Genomic DNA, 17,359 nt, shown 5'->3' on the forward strand with positions numbered 1-17,359 from the left:
CTGTTACAATTATACTTGTATAAATATGATTATTTTATAAAATGAGAGGGGTTTCATTGGTGGAATTTGAACATATTAGTGTTCTACCAGAAGAAGTAATAGCAGGGCTTGCTATTAAACCTGATGGTATATATGTGGATTGTACTTTAGGTGGAGCAGGTCATTCATCAAGAATTGCAAGTCAATTAAATGAAAATGGTCATTTAATTGGTATTGACCAAGATGAAGATGCTATAAAAGTTGCAACTGAGAGATTAAAACAATATCAATGTAAAATAGATATTGTGCATAGTAATTTTAAAAATTTAGAAGCCATATTAAATGATTTAAATATAGAATATATTGATGGAATTTTATTTGATTTAGGTGTTTCCTCATATCAATTAGATGAAGCAGATAGAGGTTTTTCTTATATGCAAGATGCACCACTTGATATGCGCATGGATAAAACACAAGATTTTTCTGCATATAATGTGGTTAATGAATATGATGAGGAACAATTAAATCATATTTTTAAAACATATGGTGAAGAACGTTGGAGCAAACGTATAGCTGAGTTTATTGTAAAATATCGTCAAGAAAAGAAAATAGAAACTACAGGCGAATTAGTGGATATTATTCGCCGTGCTATACCAGCTGCTGTGCGAAAAAAAGCAACGGGTCATCCAGCAAAACGCATTTTTCAGGCTATTCGTATAGAAGTAAATAATGAATTAGGAATTTTAGAAAATACTTTTAAAACAGCAGTAAAACATTTAAATAAGGGTGGGAAAATAGCAGTAATAACTTTTCACTCTTTAGAAGATCGCATAACAAAGAATGTTTTTAAAGAGTTATCTCGTGGGTGCATTTGTCCACCGCATTTACCAATTTGTGTATGTAATCATAAGCCTGAGATAAAGCTTTGCAGTAAAGCTATAAAGCCATCAAAATATGAGATGGACGATAATTCACGTTCTAAAAGTGCAAAATTAAGAGTAGCAGAGAAGTTATAATCTTAGGAGGATTTTATTATGTTAGCGCAACGCAAAATTGCTTATGACGAAAGTCAAAAAAATTATAAACAGATGAAAACTAAAAAATTAGTAAAAGTAGAACAGGCAAAAAATGTAAATGTAAATAATGCGTTGCGTTCAAGATGTATTATTTTATTTGTGATTGTTGTGGCTTTAGCCGGATTTTTTATATTGCGTAGTGGTGCAGCTGCTAGCAATGCTTATTATTTAAATCAATTAAAAAATCAATCTACAGTATTAGAAGCAGAAAATTCTCGTCTTCATTTAGAAATAGCACATTTAAAATCACCAGAAAGAATACAATCTATTGCTACACAAGAATTAGGAATGATAGTACCGGATAAGTTTTTCTTTTCAACTAAAAATTGATTATCAATTAAGCCATAAATTTCTTAAACAAATTTTTATTTTAAGATTTTATGGCTTAATTTTTTGTAGTATACATATATAAATAAGTGAGCTATAATATAGTTTGATTTTAGATTGCTAAAAGATATAAAAAGCAAATTCAGGAGGGTTTCCAATGACCATTGAACAACTAGTGTCAGTATTAAATAATGTAGAAGTAAAAGGAGATGTGAATAAAGAAATTGAGTTTATAACTCATGATTCACGTCGTGTGAGAAAAAACACTTTATTCGTATGTATCTGTGGTACTAGGGTAGATGGTAATAAATTTATTCCTCAAGCTATAGAAGCTGGAGCTTGTGCGATTATGACTGAAAAAGATGTAGAAGTTCCTGCAGATATTACAGTTATAAAAGTGCCAAATATGCGTGAAGCAATGGAACTTGCTGTACCATATTTTTATGATTATCCAGGTAAAAAAATGCGTATGATTGGTGTTACAGGAACAAACGGTAAAACAAGTAGCACATATATGCTTCGCGATATTTTGCGTAAAGCTGGTTACAAAGTTGGTGTTATTGGCACAATTAAAATCATGATTGAAGATGAAGAAATGCCAATTCACAATACAACACCAGATGTGATTGACCTTCAAGAAATCTTAGATAAGATGTATAAACAAAATATCGATTATGTAGTTATGGAAGTATCTTCACATGCTTTAGATATGAATCGTATAGCAGGTTGTGAATATGATACTGCAATGTTTACAAATCTTACTCAAGACCATTTAGATTATCATAAAACTATGGAAAATTATGCCCTAGCTAAGGCAAAATTATTTGATAGTTTATCTGCGCCAAATTTAGTGAAGTCTAATAAAAATGCTGTAATTAATTTAGATGATGAACTTGGCAGTAAAACAATGATTGAGCATACAAAATGCAATTTAATAACTTATGGTATTAAAAATGATGCTGTATTAAAAGCTGAAAATGTAGAAATAAAAGCATCGGGTGCTTCTTTTGATGTAAAATACAAAGATGATTGTGTTCATTTTGATTTAAAAGTTACAGGTATGTTCAATGTTTATAATATTTTAGGTGTAATTGGCGTAGCTTTAGCTGAAAAAATTTCTTTTGATATAATCAAAGAAACTCTTGAAGCATTTGAAGCTGTAGCAGGACGCTTTGAACTTGTACGTCAAGGTCAAGATTTCAGTGTAATTGTCGATTATGCACATACTCCAGATGGATTAGAAAACGTTTTAAAAACAGCGCGTGAAATCGCTAAAAAACGTTTGATTGTAGTATTTGGTTGTGGTGGTGATCGTGATAGAACAAAACGTCCTATTATGGGTCGTATTGCAGCACAGCTTGCTGATGTGGTAATTGCAACTTCTGATAATCCAAGAACAGAAGATCCAGAATTTATTTTATCTGAAGTAGAAGCTGGTGTGCTTCCTGCACTTCATGGCAATTTCCATGAAAAAATCACAGATAGAAGAACAGCTATTTTCAGAGCTATTGAACTTGCGCAAAAAGATGATATCGTACTTATTGCGGGTAAAGGTCATGAAAATTATCAGATTTTGAAAACAGGAACTATTCATTTTGATGATAAAGAAGTAGCTATTGAAGCAATTAGGGGGAAGATTAATGGCTAATTATCAATTTTCATTAACACAAGTAATGCAAGCTACAAATGCTATCTTAAAAAAATTGACTTCAGCTTCAGTTTTTGGTGGTGTAACAACTGATACTAGAAAAATTGAAGAAGGAATGTTATTTATTGCCTTAAAAGGTGAAAACTTTGATGGGCATGATTTTATTGCTGATGCTGCTAAAAAAGGAGCAATTGGGGCTATTGTAAATAAAGATTATGATATTTCCTTGATTGAAGATATTGATATAGATATTTTAGCTGTAGATGATACATTAAAAGCATATCAAGATTTAGCTCATTTTTGGCGCAAGAAATTCAATATTCCTGTAATAGCAATAACTGGTTCTAATGGTAAAACTACTACAAAAGATTTAACAGCAGCTGTATTATCAGGAAAATATAATGTATTGAAAACACAGGCTAATTTTAATAATGAAATTGGACTTCCTATGACTTTATTGCAATTAGATGGAAGTTATGATGTAGCTGTTGTGGAAATGGGTATGCGAGGATTAGGTCAAATTAAAGAATTGACTGATATCGCTAAACCTACAATGGGTGTAATCACTAATGTAGGTGAAACTCATATGGAACTTTTAGGATCTATGGAAAATATAGCGAAGGCTAAAGGTGAAATGGCACAAGCTATTGAAATCAATGGAAATGTCATTTTAAATGCTGATGATGAATTTGTTTCTAAAATGAATAGATTGACAAAAGCTCATGCAATTTATTTTGGTATCAATCATGCAGGCGATATCAAGGCTTTTGATATCAAAACTGTAAATGATGGCAAAACAGAATTTGATGCAATTGTTGGCGACAAAGTAGCTCATTTCACATTGAATATGATAGGCATACACAATGTTTATAATTGTTTAGCTGCTTTAGCTGTAGGTTATGCTTGTGGACTTACTGTTGAAGAAATGCAAAAAGGATTAGCTACATTTAAACCAACTGCTATGCGTTTTGAATATAAAAGATTAGCTGATTTTAATTTAATAAATGATGCATATAATGCAAGTCCAATGTCTACAAAAGCAGCTTTAGAAAATTTAACTAAAGTAGCTAAGAAACGTAAAATTTTAGTAATGGGTGATATGTTTGAATTGGGTAGTGTAGAACAAAAAGCTCATGAAGATATTGGTTTATTAGCTGGTAAATTAGGTGTGGATATTGTAATCACTAGAGGCACATTGACAAAATTCACAGCTGAAGCTGCAAAAAAAGCAGGGGTAGCAAAAGTTTTTGAATGTGCAAGTCATGAAGAAGCAGTAGATGTATTGAAAAAAGAATTACAAAAAGAAGATACTGTTTTATTTAAAGGCTCTCATGGTATGCATATGGAAAAAATAATTGAGTTATTGGAGAAAGAATATAAATGATAGAAGCATTTAATTTAAATATGATATGGGCAGCAGTAGCTGCTGCCCTTGTAGTTTTGGCAGTAGGACCATTTTTAATTCCAGAACTACATAAATTAAAATTTGGTCAAAGCATTCGTGAAGAAGGGCCAAAAAGTCATCAAGCTAAATCAGGAACACCAACTATGGGCGGTATTATGATTGTTGGTGGTATTACTATTGCAACTTTAATTTTTGCAGATTTTACTATAGAAGTGGCTTTAGCTTTATTTGTAATGTTAGGTCATTTTGTTTTAGGATTTTTAGATGATTATATAAAAGTTGTTTTAAAACGTAATTTAGGTTTAAAAGCTAAACAAAAATTACTAGGACAATTTATTATTGCAATTATTGTAACTTATATTGGTATAAATTATACAGGACTTACTCAAGATGTTTGGATACCATTTATTGGACAAACTTATGATATTGGTTGGTTTTATTATGTTTTAGTAATTGGTGTGCTTATTGGTACTACAAATGCTGTAAATTTAACTGATGGTTTAGATGGTTTAGCATCTGGTGCTATGGCTGTAGCTTCATTAGGTTTTGCTGCTGTTTGTTTATATTTCAATAAAGCAAATTTAGCGATTTATAGTTTTGCTTGTTTCGGTGCATGTATAGCCTTCTTGAAATTCAATTACCATCCAGCAAAAGTATTCATGGGTGATACTGGTTCTCTTGCTTTAGGTGGTGTTTTAGCTGGTCTTGGAATTTTGACAAAGACAGAATTATTATTGATTATCTTAGGTGGTTTATTTGTAATCGAAACTTTATCTGTAATCATTCAGGTAACATCTTTTAAAACTACAGGTAAACGCGTATTTTTAATGAGTCCAATTCACCATCATTTTGAATTAAAAGGTTGGTCAGAAACTCGTGTAGTTATGACTTTTTGGTTTGCTGAATTTGTTTTTTGTATTTTAGCTTTATTGACTTTACATTATAGTTAATACTGATTAATATTTAGATAGAGCTAGGTTTCTTTCATTTATTTCTTATGTATTAAAGAAATAAATTTAAAGATTTTAGGAGGTTTTTTTAATGGATTTGAGCAATAAGAAGGTTATTGTAATCGGTGCAGGCATTAGTGGTTTTGCAGCAGCTAAACTTGCTAAAAAACTAGGAGCAGATGTTATTTTAAGTGATGCTAATGAAAAACTAGGTGAAAAGCACGATTTAACTGAGCTTACTGCTTTAGATATAAAAGTAGTTTTAGGAAAACAAACAGAAGCTTTATTTGAAGGTGCAGATTTAGTGATTATTTCTCCAGCTGTACCAAGACATTTACCACTTTTTGAAAAAGTAGCTGAAAAAGTAAAAATTATTAGTGAGGTAGAGTTTGCTTATAAATTAGCTAAAGCTCCTATTTTTGCTGTTACAGGTACAAATGGTAAGACTACAACAACTATGCTTTTAGGCGAATTAATGAAGACTATTTATGGTGAAGATAATGTTGGTGTTGGTGGTAATATTGGTACACCACTTTGTGAAGAATGTTATCGCATTGGTGAAAATGGTTGTATTGTAGCAGAAATATCCAGTTATCAGATGGAAGCTTCTAGTGAATTTGCAACGAAAGGTGCAGCTATATTAAACGTAACTCCTGACCATTTGGCTCGTCATAAAACTATGGAAGTTTATCAAGCTGAAAAAGAAAAAGTATTTGCTCATCATACAGAAGAAAATTTCTTAGTTTTAAATTATGATGATGTACATACTCGTGATATGGCAAATAGAGCAAAAAGTACAATCTGCTTTTTCAGTAGTTCCCAAGAATTAGAAGAAGGGGCTTTTGTAAAAGATAATCAACTTGTTATTCGTTGGAAAGGTTTAATGCATGTTATTTGTAATGTAGATGATATGCAAATCAAAGGTAGCCATAATATAGAAAATGCTTTAGCAGCTTTAAGCTTAGCCTTTTTGGCAGGTGGCGATACTATAAAAATGGCAGAAGCTTTGAAAGCCTTTGCTCCAGTAGAACATCGCATTGAACCTGTTAAAACTATTGATGGGGTAACTTATTATAATGACTCTAAAGCAACAAATCCAGAAGCTGCTAATAAAGCAATTGCAACATTCCCACATATAATTTTGATAGCAGGTGGCGATGATAAAAATACTCCACTTGATGAATTTTATGCTTTAGTAAATGAACGTGTGGATAATTTAATTTTAGTTGGCGATGCTACAAAACGTTTTAAAGAAGAAGCTTTAAAACATAATTATCCAGAAGATAAGATTTATGAAGCAGGATATTCTATGCAAGAAGCAGTAAATTATGCTCATAAAATAGCCAAAGCTCCACAAGTAGTATTATTATCACCAGCATGTGCAAGTTTTGATATGTATGAAGGTTATGAAGCTCGTGGTCGTGATTTTAAACGTTTAGTTAATGAATTGAAATAAGTTTAAATAGAGAAAGTGAGAAAATAGTATGAGGATAATTGTATCTGGCGGTGGCACAGGAGGACATATTTATCCAGCAATTACATTGATAAATAATATAAAAAAATTAGTGCCAAATGCAGAATTTCTCTATGTAGGTACTAAAAAGGGTTTGGAAGCTGATATTATTCCACGTGAACAAATTCCTTTTGTTACCTTAGATATAAGTGGTTTTGAACGTCATTTGACTATGAAAAATTTTGTAGTAGCAGGTAAGGCGTTAAGAGCTGTAATGAAGGCTAGAAGTATTGTCAAAAATTTTAAACCAGATGTGGCTATTGGAACAGGTGGATATGTATGTGGACCTATTTTGATGGCTGCAAGTTTGATGGGAATACCAGCTTTGATACAAGAGCAAAATGCTATTCCAGGTGTTACTAATAAAATTTTAGCAAGATTTGTAGATAAAATAGCAGTAGGATATAAACGAGCTTTAAGTTATTTTCCTGAAAATAAAGTAGTATTTACAGGTAATCCTATTCGTGATGATATTTTATTGAGTACAAGAAATGAAGGTTTAATGGAATTTTCATTAGATACTACGAAAAAAACAATTTTAGTATCTGGTGGAAGTCGTGGTGCTCATAGCATTAATAAAGCTATGCTTGAAGTTCATAAACATTTTGCCAATAATTATCGTGTGCAGATTATGCATGTTACAGGTAAAAATGAATATGATTTTGTAAAAAATGGCTTAGCTGATTTAGGTGTTAATTTAGATAAAGTAGATAATTTGGCTGTTTATCCATATTTGTATGATATGCCAAAAGCATTAGCAGCTACAGACATAGCTGTTTTCAGAGCTGGGGCTACAAGTTTAGCAGAGCTTACAGCAAGAGGTGTACCAGCAGTATTAATACCATATCCATTTGCAGCAGAAAATCATCAAGAATTTAATGCTCGTGAATTAGAAAAAAATGGAGCTGCTAAAGTTATCTTAAATCGTGAACTTACAGGCGAAAAATTGATAAATGTATTAGAAGAAATGCTTGCTAGTGAAAATCGTCTACAAGAAATGGTAGAAGCTAGCCGTAATATGGGAAAACCTAGTGCTGCTTTAGCTATTGCTGAAATGGTAGTGGATTTGGCTAAAAAAACAAATTATTGATTGTGAGAGGTGTACTTGAAAAGTGCTTGAAGGTATAAAAAAATTACATTTTGTTGGCATTGGTGGTGTAGGTATGAGTGCCATTGCTGAAGTAATGTTAGATAAAGGATATGAAATATCTGGTTCTGATTTGAGTGAATCAGCAGTAGTAAAACATTTAAAAGCAAAAGGTGCTACAATTTATAAAGGTCATGATGCTTTGAATGTAGAAGGTAAAGAAGCATTAGTTTTATCTTCTGCTATACATCAAGATAATCCTGAACTTGTAGCTGCGAAAGCTAAAGGTTTAAAATTATTTCATCGTTCCGATATTTTAGCTTATCTATTAAATGATGCTAAAGGCATAGCAGTAGCAGGTGCTCATGGAAAAACAACTACATCTTCTATGATCAGTGTAGTTTTAGAACATGCAAAAGTTGACCCTACAATTTTAATTGGTGGTTTTGTAGATTATTTAAAAGGTAATGCAAAACTTGGTAAATCTGATTATTTAGTAGCTGAAGCTGATGAAAGTGATGGCTCTTTCTTGAAATTCTATCCTAAAATTGCAGTTGTTACTAATATTGAAGATGACCATATGGATCATTATGGTTCTATGGAAAATATCATCAAAGCATTTATCCAATTTGTACAGAATTTAGATAAAGAAACAGGTCTTGCTGTATTATGCTTTGATAATGAAAATATTAGAAATATAGCAGATAAAGTGGATAGAAAATATATTTCTTATGCTTTGGACCATGATGCTGATTATATGGCAAAAGATATTAAAATAGATGGACCACATACAAGCTTTACTGTTATTTATAAAGGTGAAGTTTTAGGAGATGTGGCTCTTAATATTCCAGGCAAACATAATGTATTAAATGCATTAGCTACAATTGCTGTATGTCATCATATGGGATTGAGCATAGAAGAAATAGCAGAAGGTTTTAAAGTTTTTTCTGGTACAAAACGTCGTTTCCAAACAAAATTTAGAAATGAAAATGTTTGGATTGTAGATGATTATGCACATCATCCAACTGAAATTCAAACAACTATAAAAGCTGCTAAACAGACAAATCCAAAACGTTTAATAGTAGCTTTCCAGCCACATCGTTATAGCAGAACACAATTATTACAAAAAGAATTCGGTTCTTGTTTTGTAGGTGCAGATGTATTGGTATTAACTGATATTTATGCAGCAAGTGAAGACCCTATCGAAGGAATTTCAGGTAAAACTATTGTAGATGAAGTAAAAAAACAGACAGGTGTAGATGCTGTTTACATTGAAAAATTAGAAGATATTGCACCATGGCTTAAAGAAAATATTCAAGCTGGAGATTTAATCATTACTATGGGTGCAGGTAATATCTATACTGTTGGTGAAAATTTAGCTCAAAGTTTATAATTGTGAGGAATAGAAAATGAATTTTAAAAAGATTGTTGTCTTGATGGGTGGCCCATCTAGTGAAGCAGAAATTTCTAGATTAACTGGTACAGCTATTTTAAATGCTTTACAAGAAAAAGGTTATAATGCAGTAGGCATGGAATTTGTGCCAAAAACATTAGTGGAAGATATCAAAGAAAGTGGCTGTGATATTGTATTTAATGCTGTTCATGGTAAATATGGTGAAGATGGCAGAATTGCAGCGGTACTTGAAATGATTGATATGCCATATACAAGTTGCAGCGTTTTATCCAGTGCCATAACAATGGATAAAGTAGCAAGTAAATATCTTTTCCGTTCTACAGGAATTTCTACACCAAATTGCCTTATTTATCGTAAGACAGATACTGATAGAAATTTAGTAGAAGAAATTGCTGATAAATTCTCTATGCCAGTAGTTGTAAAAGCAGCATCTCAGGGTTCTAGTATTGGAGTAGAGATTGTAGAGAAAAAAGAAGATTTACAAAAAGCAATTGATGCATGTTTTGAATATGATGATGCTATTTTAGTTGAAGAATTCATCAAAGGTAGAGAATTATCTATTCCTGTTTATGGAAATAAAGAAAAGAAAGCTTTACCAATTATCGAAATAACTACTAATTCTGGTAGATATGATTATAAGAGCAAATATACAAAAGGTGAATCTTTCCACATTATTCCAGCACCACTTAGCGAAGAATTAACAGCTAAAATTCAAAAATTATGTATTGATGCATGTACAGTAGCTGATTGTCGTGGTGTTGTACGTGTAGATGTTATGCTTAGTGAAGAAAATATTCCATATGTATTGGAAATAAATTCAGTTCCAGGTATGACACAGACATCTTTAGTTCCAGATGCAGCAAATCATGTAGGCATCTCTTTTGGTGAATTATGTGAAATGATTTTGCAGATGGCTATAGAAGAAAAATAAGGAATAATTTATGACAAAAAAGCAAGTTAAATCAAAAAGATTAATTGCAGCTAAAAATTTAAAAAGAGGCCTATTAGGCCTCTTTGCTATACTAGCAATTATATTTATAATTAACTCGCCTATATTAAAAATAGGTTATGTAAAAGTTACAGGTAATTCTTATTTACCTAGAGAAGATGTTTTGCAGATTGCACGAATAACAGAACCTATAAATATTTTTTCTGTACAAACAGATGTTATTCAAAATTATTTACAAAACGATTTACGCATAGATACAGCTAAAGTTTGGCGAGATTTTCCGAACTGTTTAAATATAGAAATTGTAGAAAGATTACCACTTGCAGTTATGAATTGCAGTTATGGTTATGTTGATTTAGATAAAAATAGTGTGATAATTGACACATATAAAGATCCTAAAAAGATACAAAAGCCAGTGATAGTAGGCATTTCTTTAGATGATGTATATACTGGTGATAAAGTTGAAAATGAAGTAGTAAATAAGGTTTTAAGCTATTTAGGTTATTTAAAACCAGAAGTATTACAACAGATTATACAAATAAATATTGCTGATGCAAATACTATTGAAGCTTATACCCTAAAAGGAACAAAAATTATTTTAGGTAATATAGAAGATCCAGAGGATTTAGCAAATAAAACAAATGAATTTTTTTATGATGTAAAGACAACAACTATACCAGTTGAATACATTGATTTTAGTTATGCTCGACCAGTATTAAAAATAAAGCAATGAGGCTAAATAATGATTAGAGATAAAAAATTTTATTCGATAATTTTTATATGCTTTTTATTGGGATTTATGATATCTGTTCAAGTAAGGACGGCTCAAGAGAATGTGAAGACATCTACTCAATATCAACGAATAGAAAAATTATCTGATATGTTATTGCGTACGGAACAAGAACGTGATGAATTAAAAGCAGAAATTGTTAGATTGAAAGAAGATGGAAATTTGCGAAAAGAATTTCCTGAAAGGATAAATTTTTTAGCAGGAACAACAGCAGTTAAAGGACCAGGTGTAGTAGTATCTATTGAAGATAGCAAAAAAATCATATCAAATTCAGATAATACGAATTTATATATAATTCATGATGAAGATATTTTAAAAGTAATCAATGAATTACGAGCTGCGGGGGCAGAAGCAATCTCATTGAATGATCAAAGACTGATATCAACTTCAGAAATTCGCTGTGCAGGTCCTACTATTTCAGTAAATAACACAAGAGTAGCAGCTCCATTTGTAATAAAGGCTATAGGTAATGCTAAAAGTATGGAAGATGCTATAAAAATGCGTGGTGGAGTAGCTGAAACTTTGAGTGTATGGGGAATACAAGTGGATATAAAAAAGGATAATAATATAGTTATTCCTGCATATAAGGGTGCGACAGAATTTAAATATGTAACAGCTATATCTCAATGAGTTTTATGTAGGGGATTTTTATGAAAAATGTAGTTATTTTATGTGTGATAGCAGGTTTATTAGGTGGCAGTATAGGATACATAGTGCCAGTTGTTATTCCTACAGAATATAATAAATTATTTTCAGTGGCTATATTAGCTGGGATAGAATCTGTTTGTAGTGCTATTAAATTAATAATGAGAGATAAATTTAAAGGCAATATTTTTATTATAACTTTTTTTGCAAATGTAATTATTGCTGTATTATTTGTGTTTATTGGAGATAGTTTAGGATTAGATTTATATTATGTAATTTTATTAGCATTAGGTTTTAAATTATTACAGGATTTAGATGTAGTTAAAACATATATATTTACTAAATGAAATAAGTCTCTTGATACAAGATAATAGTTAAATAAAATATTTAAGCTATTAAACTGTTGTATTGAGAGCTTTTTTATTATATATTAGAATATATTGGTAGGGTTTTAATAAAGCAATTATTGACAAAATAACAAATAAGATATTGGCTAAACATGTTTTTTGTTATATAATTAGTTATTAAGTGTAATATTTTTTAATTTTATAAGTAATTGAAAGAATAATTAACACATAAAGTTACAGGATTGTAAATATAAAATTTTAGTAGAACTAATTTAAAATTAAAAAAAGCTTATGAGAATAGAGAACTGGGGGTTACAGTGGTGTTTGAGTTTGATCAGGAACAAGAAATGGAGCCGATTGCGAAAATAAAAGTAGTTGGTGTTGGTGGTGGCGGTAATAATGCCGTAAATAGAATGATTGCTTCTGGTTTAAAGGGAGTAGAATTTATTGCGATAAATACAGATGCACAAGCATTAGTACATGCTATGGCACAAAATCGCATGCAGATTGGTGAAAAATTAACTCGTGGTTTAGGTGCAGGTGCTAGACCAGAAATTGGTGAAAAAGCTGCTCAAGAAAATCGCGATGATATCATAAAAGCCCTACAAGGTGCAGATATGATTTTCGTAACTGCTGGTATGGGCGGTGGTACAGGTACAGGTGGTGCTCCAATCGTAGCTGAATGTGCTAGAGAAGTTGGCGCTCTTACTGTAGGTGTAGTTACTAGACCATTTACTTTTGAAGGTAAAAAACGTTTGAAACAAGCAGAAGCTGGTATTGCAAATTTAAAAGCAAATGTAGATACTTTGATTACAATTCCAAATGATAGATTGTTGGATATTATTGATAAGAAAACTTCAATGGTAGACGCATTCCGTATAGCAGACGATGTTCTTCGTCAAGGTGTACAAGGTATTTCCGACTTGATTGCTGTTCCAGGTCTTATCAATCTTGACTTTGCCGACGTAAAAACAATTATGAGTAATGCAGGTTCTGCACTCATGGGTATAGGTGAAGGTCAAGGTGATAATGCAGCTATTGATGCAGCTAAAATTGCAGTAAATAGCCCATTGTTAGAAACTTCCATTCAGGGCGCAAAAGGTGTGTTATATAATATTACTGGTGGTCCAAATTTAGGCTTAGCACAAGTAAATGAAGCTTCAAGAATTATCTCTGAAGCTGCTCATGAAGATGCAAATATCATTTTTGGTACAGCAATAGATGAAACTCTTGATGATACTGTAAGAATAACTGTTATAGCTACAGGATTTGACGAAAATGCTGATGAAGGTGTACCTGAATTTCCTTCAGTACCAAAACAGCCAGCAGTAGAAGAAGTGGGAATGGGCTTCCCAGATCTTCCACCATGGATGAGACATAGTAGTAAATAAGGTTATTAACAGGCAATCATGACATTGATTGCCTGTTTTTTGCTCAACAAAGAAATAATTTCAACAGGAAGTGAAAGTATGCGACGATATATACCTTTATTGATAATTGGGTTATGTATTGTATTTATGGTATTAGCGACTTTACTTTATACAACACAAAGTGTTGGCAAAAAAGAACAAGCCAATAAATTTATACCTGTAACTAAAACTTTAACAGTATATACTACAATTCCTGTAGAGATGGCTTCGATTATTGCTAGTGAATATCAAAAAGATGCTAATATTCAAGTTAATTTTATTCCTATAGCAAAAGAGGATTTAATAAATAATTTTCAACATAATAATATAAAAGATGTTGATATGGTCTTAGCAGATTCAACAGTTTTAGAAGAATTAAAAAGTTTAAATGCATTAACAAGCAATATATCTGAAGAAGAAGATATTGTAAAAGAGCGATTTAAAGATAATAATAATTCTTGGATTGGTGTATGGTATGACCCTATTGTTTTTTGTTATAATTTAGATTATGTAAAAAATAATTGGCAAATTCCTTTGACTTGGAATGATTTAGCACAGAATAATAATATAAAAATAGCTATGACAGATTTTATGGTGGCTTCAGCTGCTGCAAATGTATTGTATTCGTTAAGTCAAGATAAAAATATAGATAATACTATGTTATTGATGCAACAAATTCATGCTAAAGTAGTGCGTTATGCTAAATATTTATCCACTCCAGTGCGTATGGTTGGTATGGGAGAGGCTGATGTTGCTATAGCAGTACAAAGTGAAACGTTGCGATATATAAATGATAATTATCCTATAAGCATCATTTATCCAAAAGACGGGACTGCATACCAATTGACAGCTGTAGGCATTGTTAAAGATAGTAATCAACAAGTAGAGGCAAATAATTTTATCAAATGGTTATTAGGTGATGATATTCAAATCAGCTTACAAAAAAATCGTTATTATTATGTACCAACAAATTACACATCTTTGACTTATAAAGAATTTGCAGGGAAAAATATAAGATTTTTAGAAAAGAATAATATTTTTGATGAAAATGCCAAAAAAGCTATTTTAGATGAATGGGTAACAAATGTGCGTTTAAAAAATTAAAGTAATTGGAGTTTAAACTCAGGAGGAGAAATTATGTTAAAAGCCGGTTTTATAAGTTTAGGTTGTTCTAAAAACCTAGTAGATACAGAAGTTATGCTAGGTATTTTAGCCAAAAATAATATTGAGATCACATCTGAACCAGCAAAGGCAGATATTCTAATTGTAAATACATGTACTTTTATTCAATCTGCTAAAGAAGAATCTATCACAACTATTTTAAATATGGCAGAATATAAACAAGAAGGCAAAGGAAAATGTCGTTCTTTGATTATTGCCGGTTGTATGGGTCAGCGTTATGGTCAAGAATTATTAGAAGAATTTCCAGAAGTAGATGCTATCGTTGGCACTGGTGCATGGAGCCGTATTATGGAAGCTGTTGAAGCTACTATTCAAGAAAGAAAACGTGTATTGATTACAGGTGAATCTAAAGAAATTTACACTGCTTCAACACCACGTATTTTTACTACTCCATTTTATAGTGCATATATTAAAATTGCTGAAGGTTGTAATCATCGTTGCGCATATTGTGCTATTCCATATGTACGTGGTAATTATCGTAGCCGTACTATTGAGGATATTAAGCAAGAAGTTGAAGCTTTAGCTGAAAAAGGTGTAAAAGAATTTAATATTATTGCGCAAGATACAACTTATTATGGTAGAGATATTTATGGAAAACCATCTTTAGTGGAATTATTAAAAAAATTAGTTAAAATTGAGAAAGTAAAATGGTTGCGTATACAATACGCTTATCCACATACATTTACAGATGAATTAATCGATTTGATTGCTAGTGAAGATAAAATCTGTAATTATGTAGATTTACCATTACAACATGCGCATAATGATGTATTAAAACGCATGCGTCGCAGTGATACAAAAGAAAGTGTAGAAGCATTATTAGCTAAATTGCGTGAACGTATTCCAGGTGTTGTAATTCGTTCTAGCTTTATTGTTGGTTTCCCTGGAGAAACAGATTCTCAATATACTACACTTCGCAATTTTGTAGAAAAACAGCGTTTTGATAAAGTAGGTATTTTCTCTTATTCTCGTGAAGAAGGAACACCTGCTTATGATATGCCAAATCAAGTTGATGAAAATATCATGCAAGAACGTTATCATGATTTAATGAGTCTTCAAAGTAAAATTTCTGAAACTATTAATATTGAGATGGAAGGTAAAGTCCTTGATGTATTGATTGAAGGTCGCGATGATGAACAACATATGGCATATGGTCGTTCTTATCGTGAAGCTCCAGATGTAGATGGTCAAGTATTTATCGAAGGTGATGATATCAGTCAGCCAGGCGATATTGTTAAAGTTAGAATTTTACAAGGCTTTGATTATGATGTAGTGGGTGAACGCGTAGACGCGTAAATAATTTAATTGGAGATGAGTTTTAGATGATAGTAGAAATCGTAACTACAGGTAGTGAATTGTTATTAGGTCAAGTAATCAATACAAATGTAGCTTATATGTCAGCTCGTCTTAATGAATTAGGTTTTGATGTAGTATATCAAACAACTGTTGGTGATAATCATGATCGCATGAAAGCAGTGTTAGAGCATGCATTATCTAGAGCAGATATCGTCATAACTTCTGGTGGTTTAGGACCAACACAAGGCGATATAACAAAAGAAGTGTCAGCAGAAATTTTTGGACGTAAATTAAAAATCCATGCTGAAAGTAAACGACGCATGGACGAACATTTTGCTCAAAGACATGTTGTCTGGACTGAAAATAATTTGCGTCAAGTAACACTTCCAGAAGGTGCTGAAGTATTTTTAAATTATAATGGCATAGCGTCTGGTGTTGTCTTAGAAAATAATGGTAAATATTTAATTAATTTACCAGGGCCACCAAGTGAAATGAAAGATATGTTTGAACGTAGTTTAAAGCCATTTTTACAAAGAAAATTTGGCTTTAAACATGTGATTGTATCTAAAGTATTAAACACTTGTGGTATAGGTGAGTCTTTATTAGAAACAAAGATAAAAGATTTGATTTTAGCACAATCTAATCCAACTTTAGCATTACTCATTCGACCAGAAGGCGTAATTATTCGCATCACAGCTAAAGCATCAACTCATAGTGAAGCAGAAAAAATGATTGAAGTAGTAGAAGCTCAAGTAAAAGCTCGCGTTGGTGAATATATTTATGCTGTTGATGATGAGAATATGGAAGAAGTCGTAGCTAAATTATTGAAAGATAATTGCTTGACTGTAGCTTGTGCTGAATCCTGTACTGGTGGAATGCTAGCTAGTAGATTGACATCTATTTCAGGAAGTTCTATGTATATTAAAGGCAGTATTGTAACTTATAGCAATGAAGCTAAGATGAAATTCCTTGATGTAGATAAAGAAATTTTAGATACAAAGGGTGCAGTATCACCAGAAGTAGCTAAACAAATGGCTGAAGGTGTAAGAAAAGCCGTAGGTTCTGATATTGGTGTAGGCATAACTGGTATAGCAGGCCCTACTGGAGGAACAGATAAAAAGCCTGTAGGTTTAGTTTATATTGCTGTAGCTGGTAAAGATAATACAGTAGTAAAAGAAAATATTTTTTCTGGCGATAGAGCACGTGTAAGATATCGCTCTACTCAGCAAGCATTAGAAATGATAAGACAATATATTAAGAATAAATAATGGATTATATTTCTTTGATATGAAGAAATAAAGTAAATAGGAGGACTATTTTTTGGAAGAAAAAATTATTAAAT

16 protein-coding genes are annotated in these 17,359 nt (G+C 31.6%); all 16 read left to right on the forward strand.

Translation table 11 applies throughout. The annotated features are described in order from the left end of the window. Positions 1 to 59: 59 nt before the first annotated feature. The 16 genes from rsmH to AC5LAX_RS01675 all read left to right on the forward strand — a co-directional run bounded on the left by rsmH (position 60) and on the right by AC5LAX_RS01675 (position 17,285). The gene (gene rsmH, locus AC5LAX_RS01600; protein ID WP_008538362.1) at positions 60 to 995 is read left to right on the forward strand and encodes a 16S rRNA (cytosine(1402)-N(4))-methyltransferase RsmH; all 936 of its coding nucleotides are present in this window, start codon (positions 60 to 62) and stop codon (positions 993 to 995) included. An 18-nt stretch (positions 996 to 1,013) separates the two neighbouring features. Then, on the forward strand, positions 1,014 to 1,385 hold the full coding sequence (ftsL, locus tag AC5LAX_RS01605; RefSeq protein ID WP_022227783.1) for a cell division protein FtsL: 372 nt from the start codon (positions 1,014 to 1,016) through the stop codon (positions 1,383 to 1,385). A 154-nt stretch (positions 1,386 to 1,539) separates the two neighbouring features. After that, positions 1,540 to 3,030, forward strand: coding sequence for a UDP-N-acetylmuramoyl-L-alanyl-D-glutamate--2,6-diaminopimelate ligase (locus tag AC5LAX_RS01610; RefSeq protein ID WP_018999202.1), 1,491 nt, complete (start codon positions 1,540 to 1,542; stop codon positions 3,028 to 3,030). After that, positions 3,023 to 4,414 carry a UDP-N-acetylmuramoyl-tripeptide--D-alanyl-D-alanine ligase gene (locus AC5LAX_RS01615; protein WP_018999201.1) on the forward strand — a complete coding sequence of 464 codons (1,392 nt, stop codon included), beginning with the start codon at positions 3,023 to 3,025 and terminating at the stop codon, positions 4,412 to 4,414. Before AC5LAX_RS01610 ends, AC5LAX_RS01615 begins: the two co-directional genes overlap by 8 nt. After that, complete coding sequence (mraY, locus tag AC5LAX_RS01620; protein ID WP_288909018.1) at positions 4,411 to 5,385, forward strand: phospho-N-acetylmuramoyl-pentapeptide-transferase; 975 nt, start codon at positions 4,411 to 4,413, stop codon at positions 5,383 to 5,385. The genes AC5LAX_RS01615 and mraY overlap by 4 nt, the downstream gene beginning before the upstream one ends. A 91-nt stretch (positions 5,386 to 5,476) precedes the next feature. Continuing rightward, the gene (gene murD / locus AC5LAX_RS01625; protein ID WP_270510953.1) at positions 5,477 to 6,841 is read left to right on the forward strand and encodes a UDP-N-acetylmuramoyl-L-alanine--D-glutamate ligase; all 1,365 of its coding nucleotides are present in this window, start codon (positions 5,477 to 5,479) and stop codon (positions 6,839 to 6,841) included. 28 nt (positions 6,842 to 6,869) lie between these two features. Next, complete coding sequence (gene murG / locus AC5LAX_RS01630; protein ID WP_117585070.1) at positions 6,870 to 7,988, forward strand: undecaprenyldiphospho-muramoylpentapeptide beta-N-acetylglucosaminyltransferase; 1,119 nt, start codon at positions 6,870 to 6,872, stop codon at positions 7,986 to 7,988. 22 nt (positions 7,989 to 8,010) lie between these two features. Next, on the forward strand, positions 8,011 to 9,378 hold the full coding sequence (gene murC / locus AC5LAX_RS01635) for a UDP-N-acetylmuramate--L-alanine ligase (protein ID WP_008538355.1): 1,368 nt from the start codon (positions 8,011 to 8,013) through the stop codon (positions 9,376 to 9,378). Positions 9,379 to 9,394: 16 nt separating this feature from the next. Further along, on the forward strand, positions 9,395 to 10,330 hold the full coding sequence (locus AC5LAX_RS01640; protein WP_288909017.1) for a D-alanine--D-alanine ligase family protein: 936 nt from the start codon (positions 9,395 to 9,397) through the stop codon (positions 10,328 to 10,330). A gap of 10 nt (positions 10,331 to 10,340) precedes the next feature. After that, a complete protein-coding gene (locus AC5LAX_RS01645) occupies positions 10,341 to 11,081 on the forward strand; it encodes a cell division protein FtsQ/DivIB (RefSeq protein ID WP_115151254.1) in 741 nt (246 codons plus the stop codon). A gap of 9 nt (positions 11,082 to 11,090) precedes the next feature. Continuing rightward, positions 11,091 to 11,768 (forward strand): DUF881 domain-containing protein, encoded by a 678-nt coding sequence (locus AC5LAX_RS01650; RefSeq protein WP_018999195.1) that lies wholly within the window; start codon positions 11,091 to 11,093, stop codon positions 11,766 to 11,768. Between the two features lie 20 nt (positions 11,769 to 11,788). Further along, complete coding sequence (locus AC5LAX_RS01655) at positions 11,789 to 12,130, forward strand: small basic family protein (protein WP_008538350.1); 342 nt, start codon at positions 11,789 to 11,791, stop codon at positions 12,128 to 12,130. Positions 12,131 to 12,477: 347 nt separating this feature from the next. Next, the gene (gene ftsZ, locus AC5LAX_RS01660) at positions 12,478 to 13,521 is read left to right on the forward strand and encodes a cell division protein FtsZ (protein ID WP_050900420.1); all 1,044 of its coding nucleotides are present in this window, start codon (positions 12,478 to 12,480) and stop codon (positions 13,519 to 13,521) included. A 78-nt stretch (positions 13,522 to 13,599) separates the two neighbouring features. Then, complete coding sequence (locus AC5LAX_RS01665; protein ID WP_233432698.1) at positions 13,600 to 14,643, forward strand: ABC transporter substrate-binding protein; 1,044 nt, start codon at positions 13,600 to 13,602, stop codon at positions 14,641 to 14,643. 33 nt (positions 14,644 to 14,676) lie between these two features. Further along, positions 14,677 to 16,017, forward strand: a complete 1,341-nt coding sequence (gene rimO, locus AC5LAX_RS01670) for a 30S ribosomal protein S12 methylthiotransferase RimO (protein WP_288909015.1) — start codon at positions 14,677 to 14,679, stop codon at positions 16,015 to 16,017. Positions 16,018 to 16,043: 26 nt separating this feature from the next. Further along, positions 16,044 to 17,285: a competence/damage-inducible protein A gene (locus AC5LAX_RS01675; protein WP_115151256.1), complete on the forward strand. Its 1,242-nt coding sequence runs from the start codon at positions 16,044 to 16,046 to the stop codon at positions 17,283 to 17,285. Positions 17,286 to 17,359: the final 74 nt, after the last annotated feature.

This window comes from Megamonas sp., from assembly GCF_986095205.1.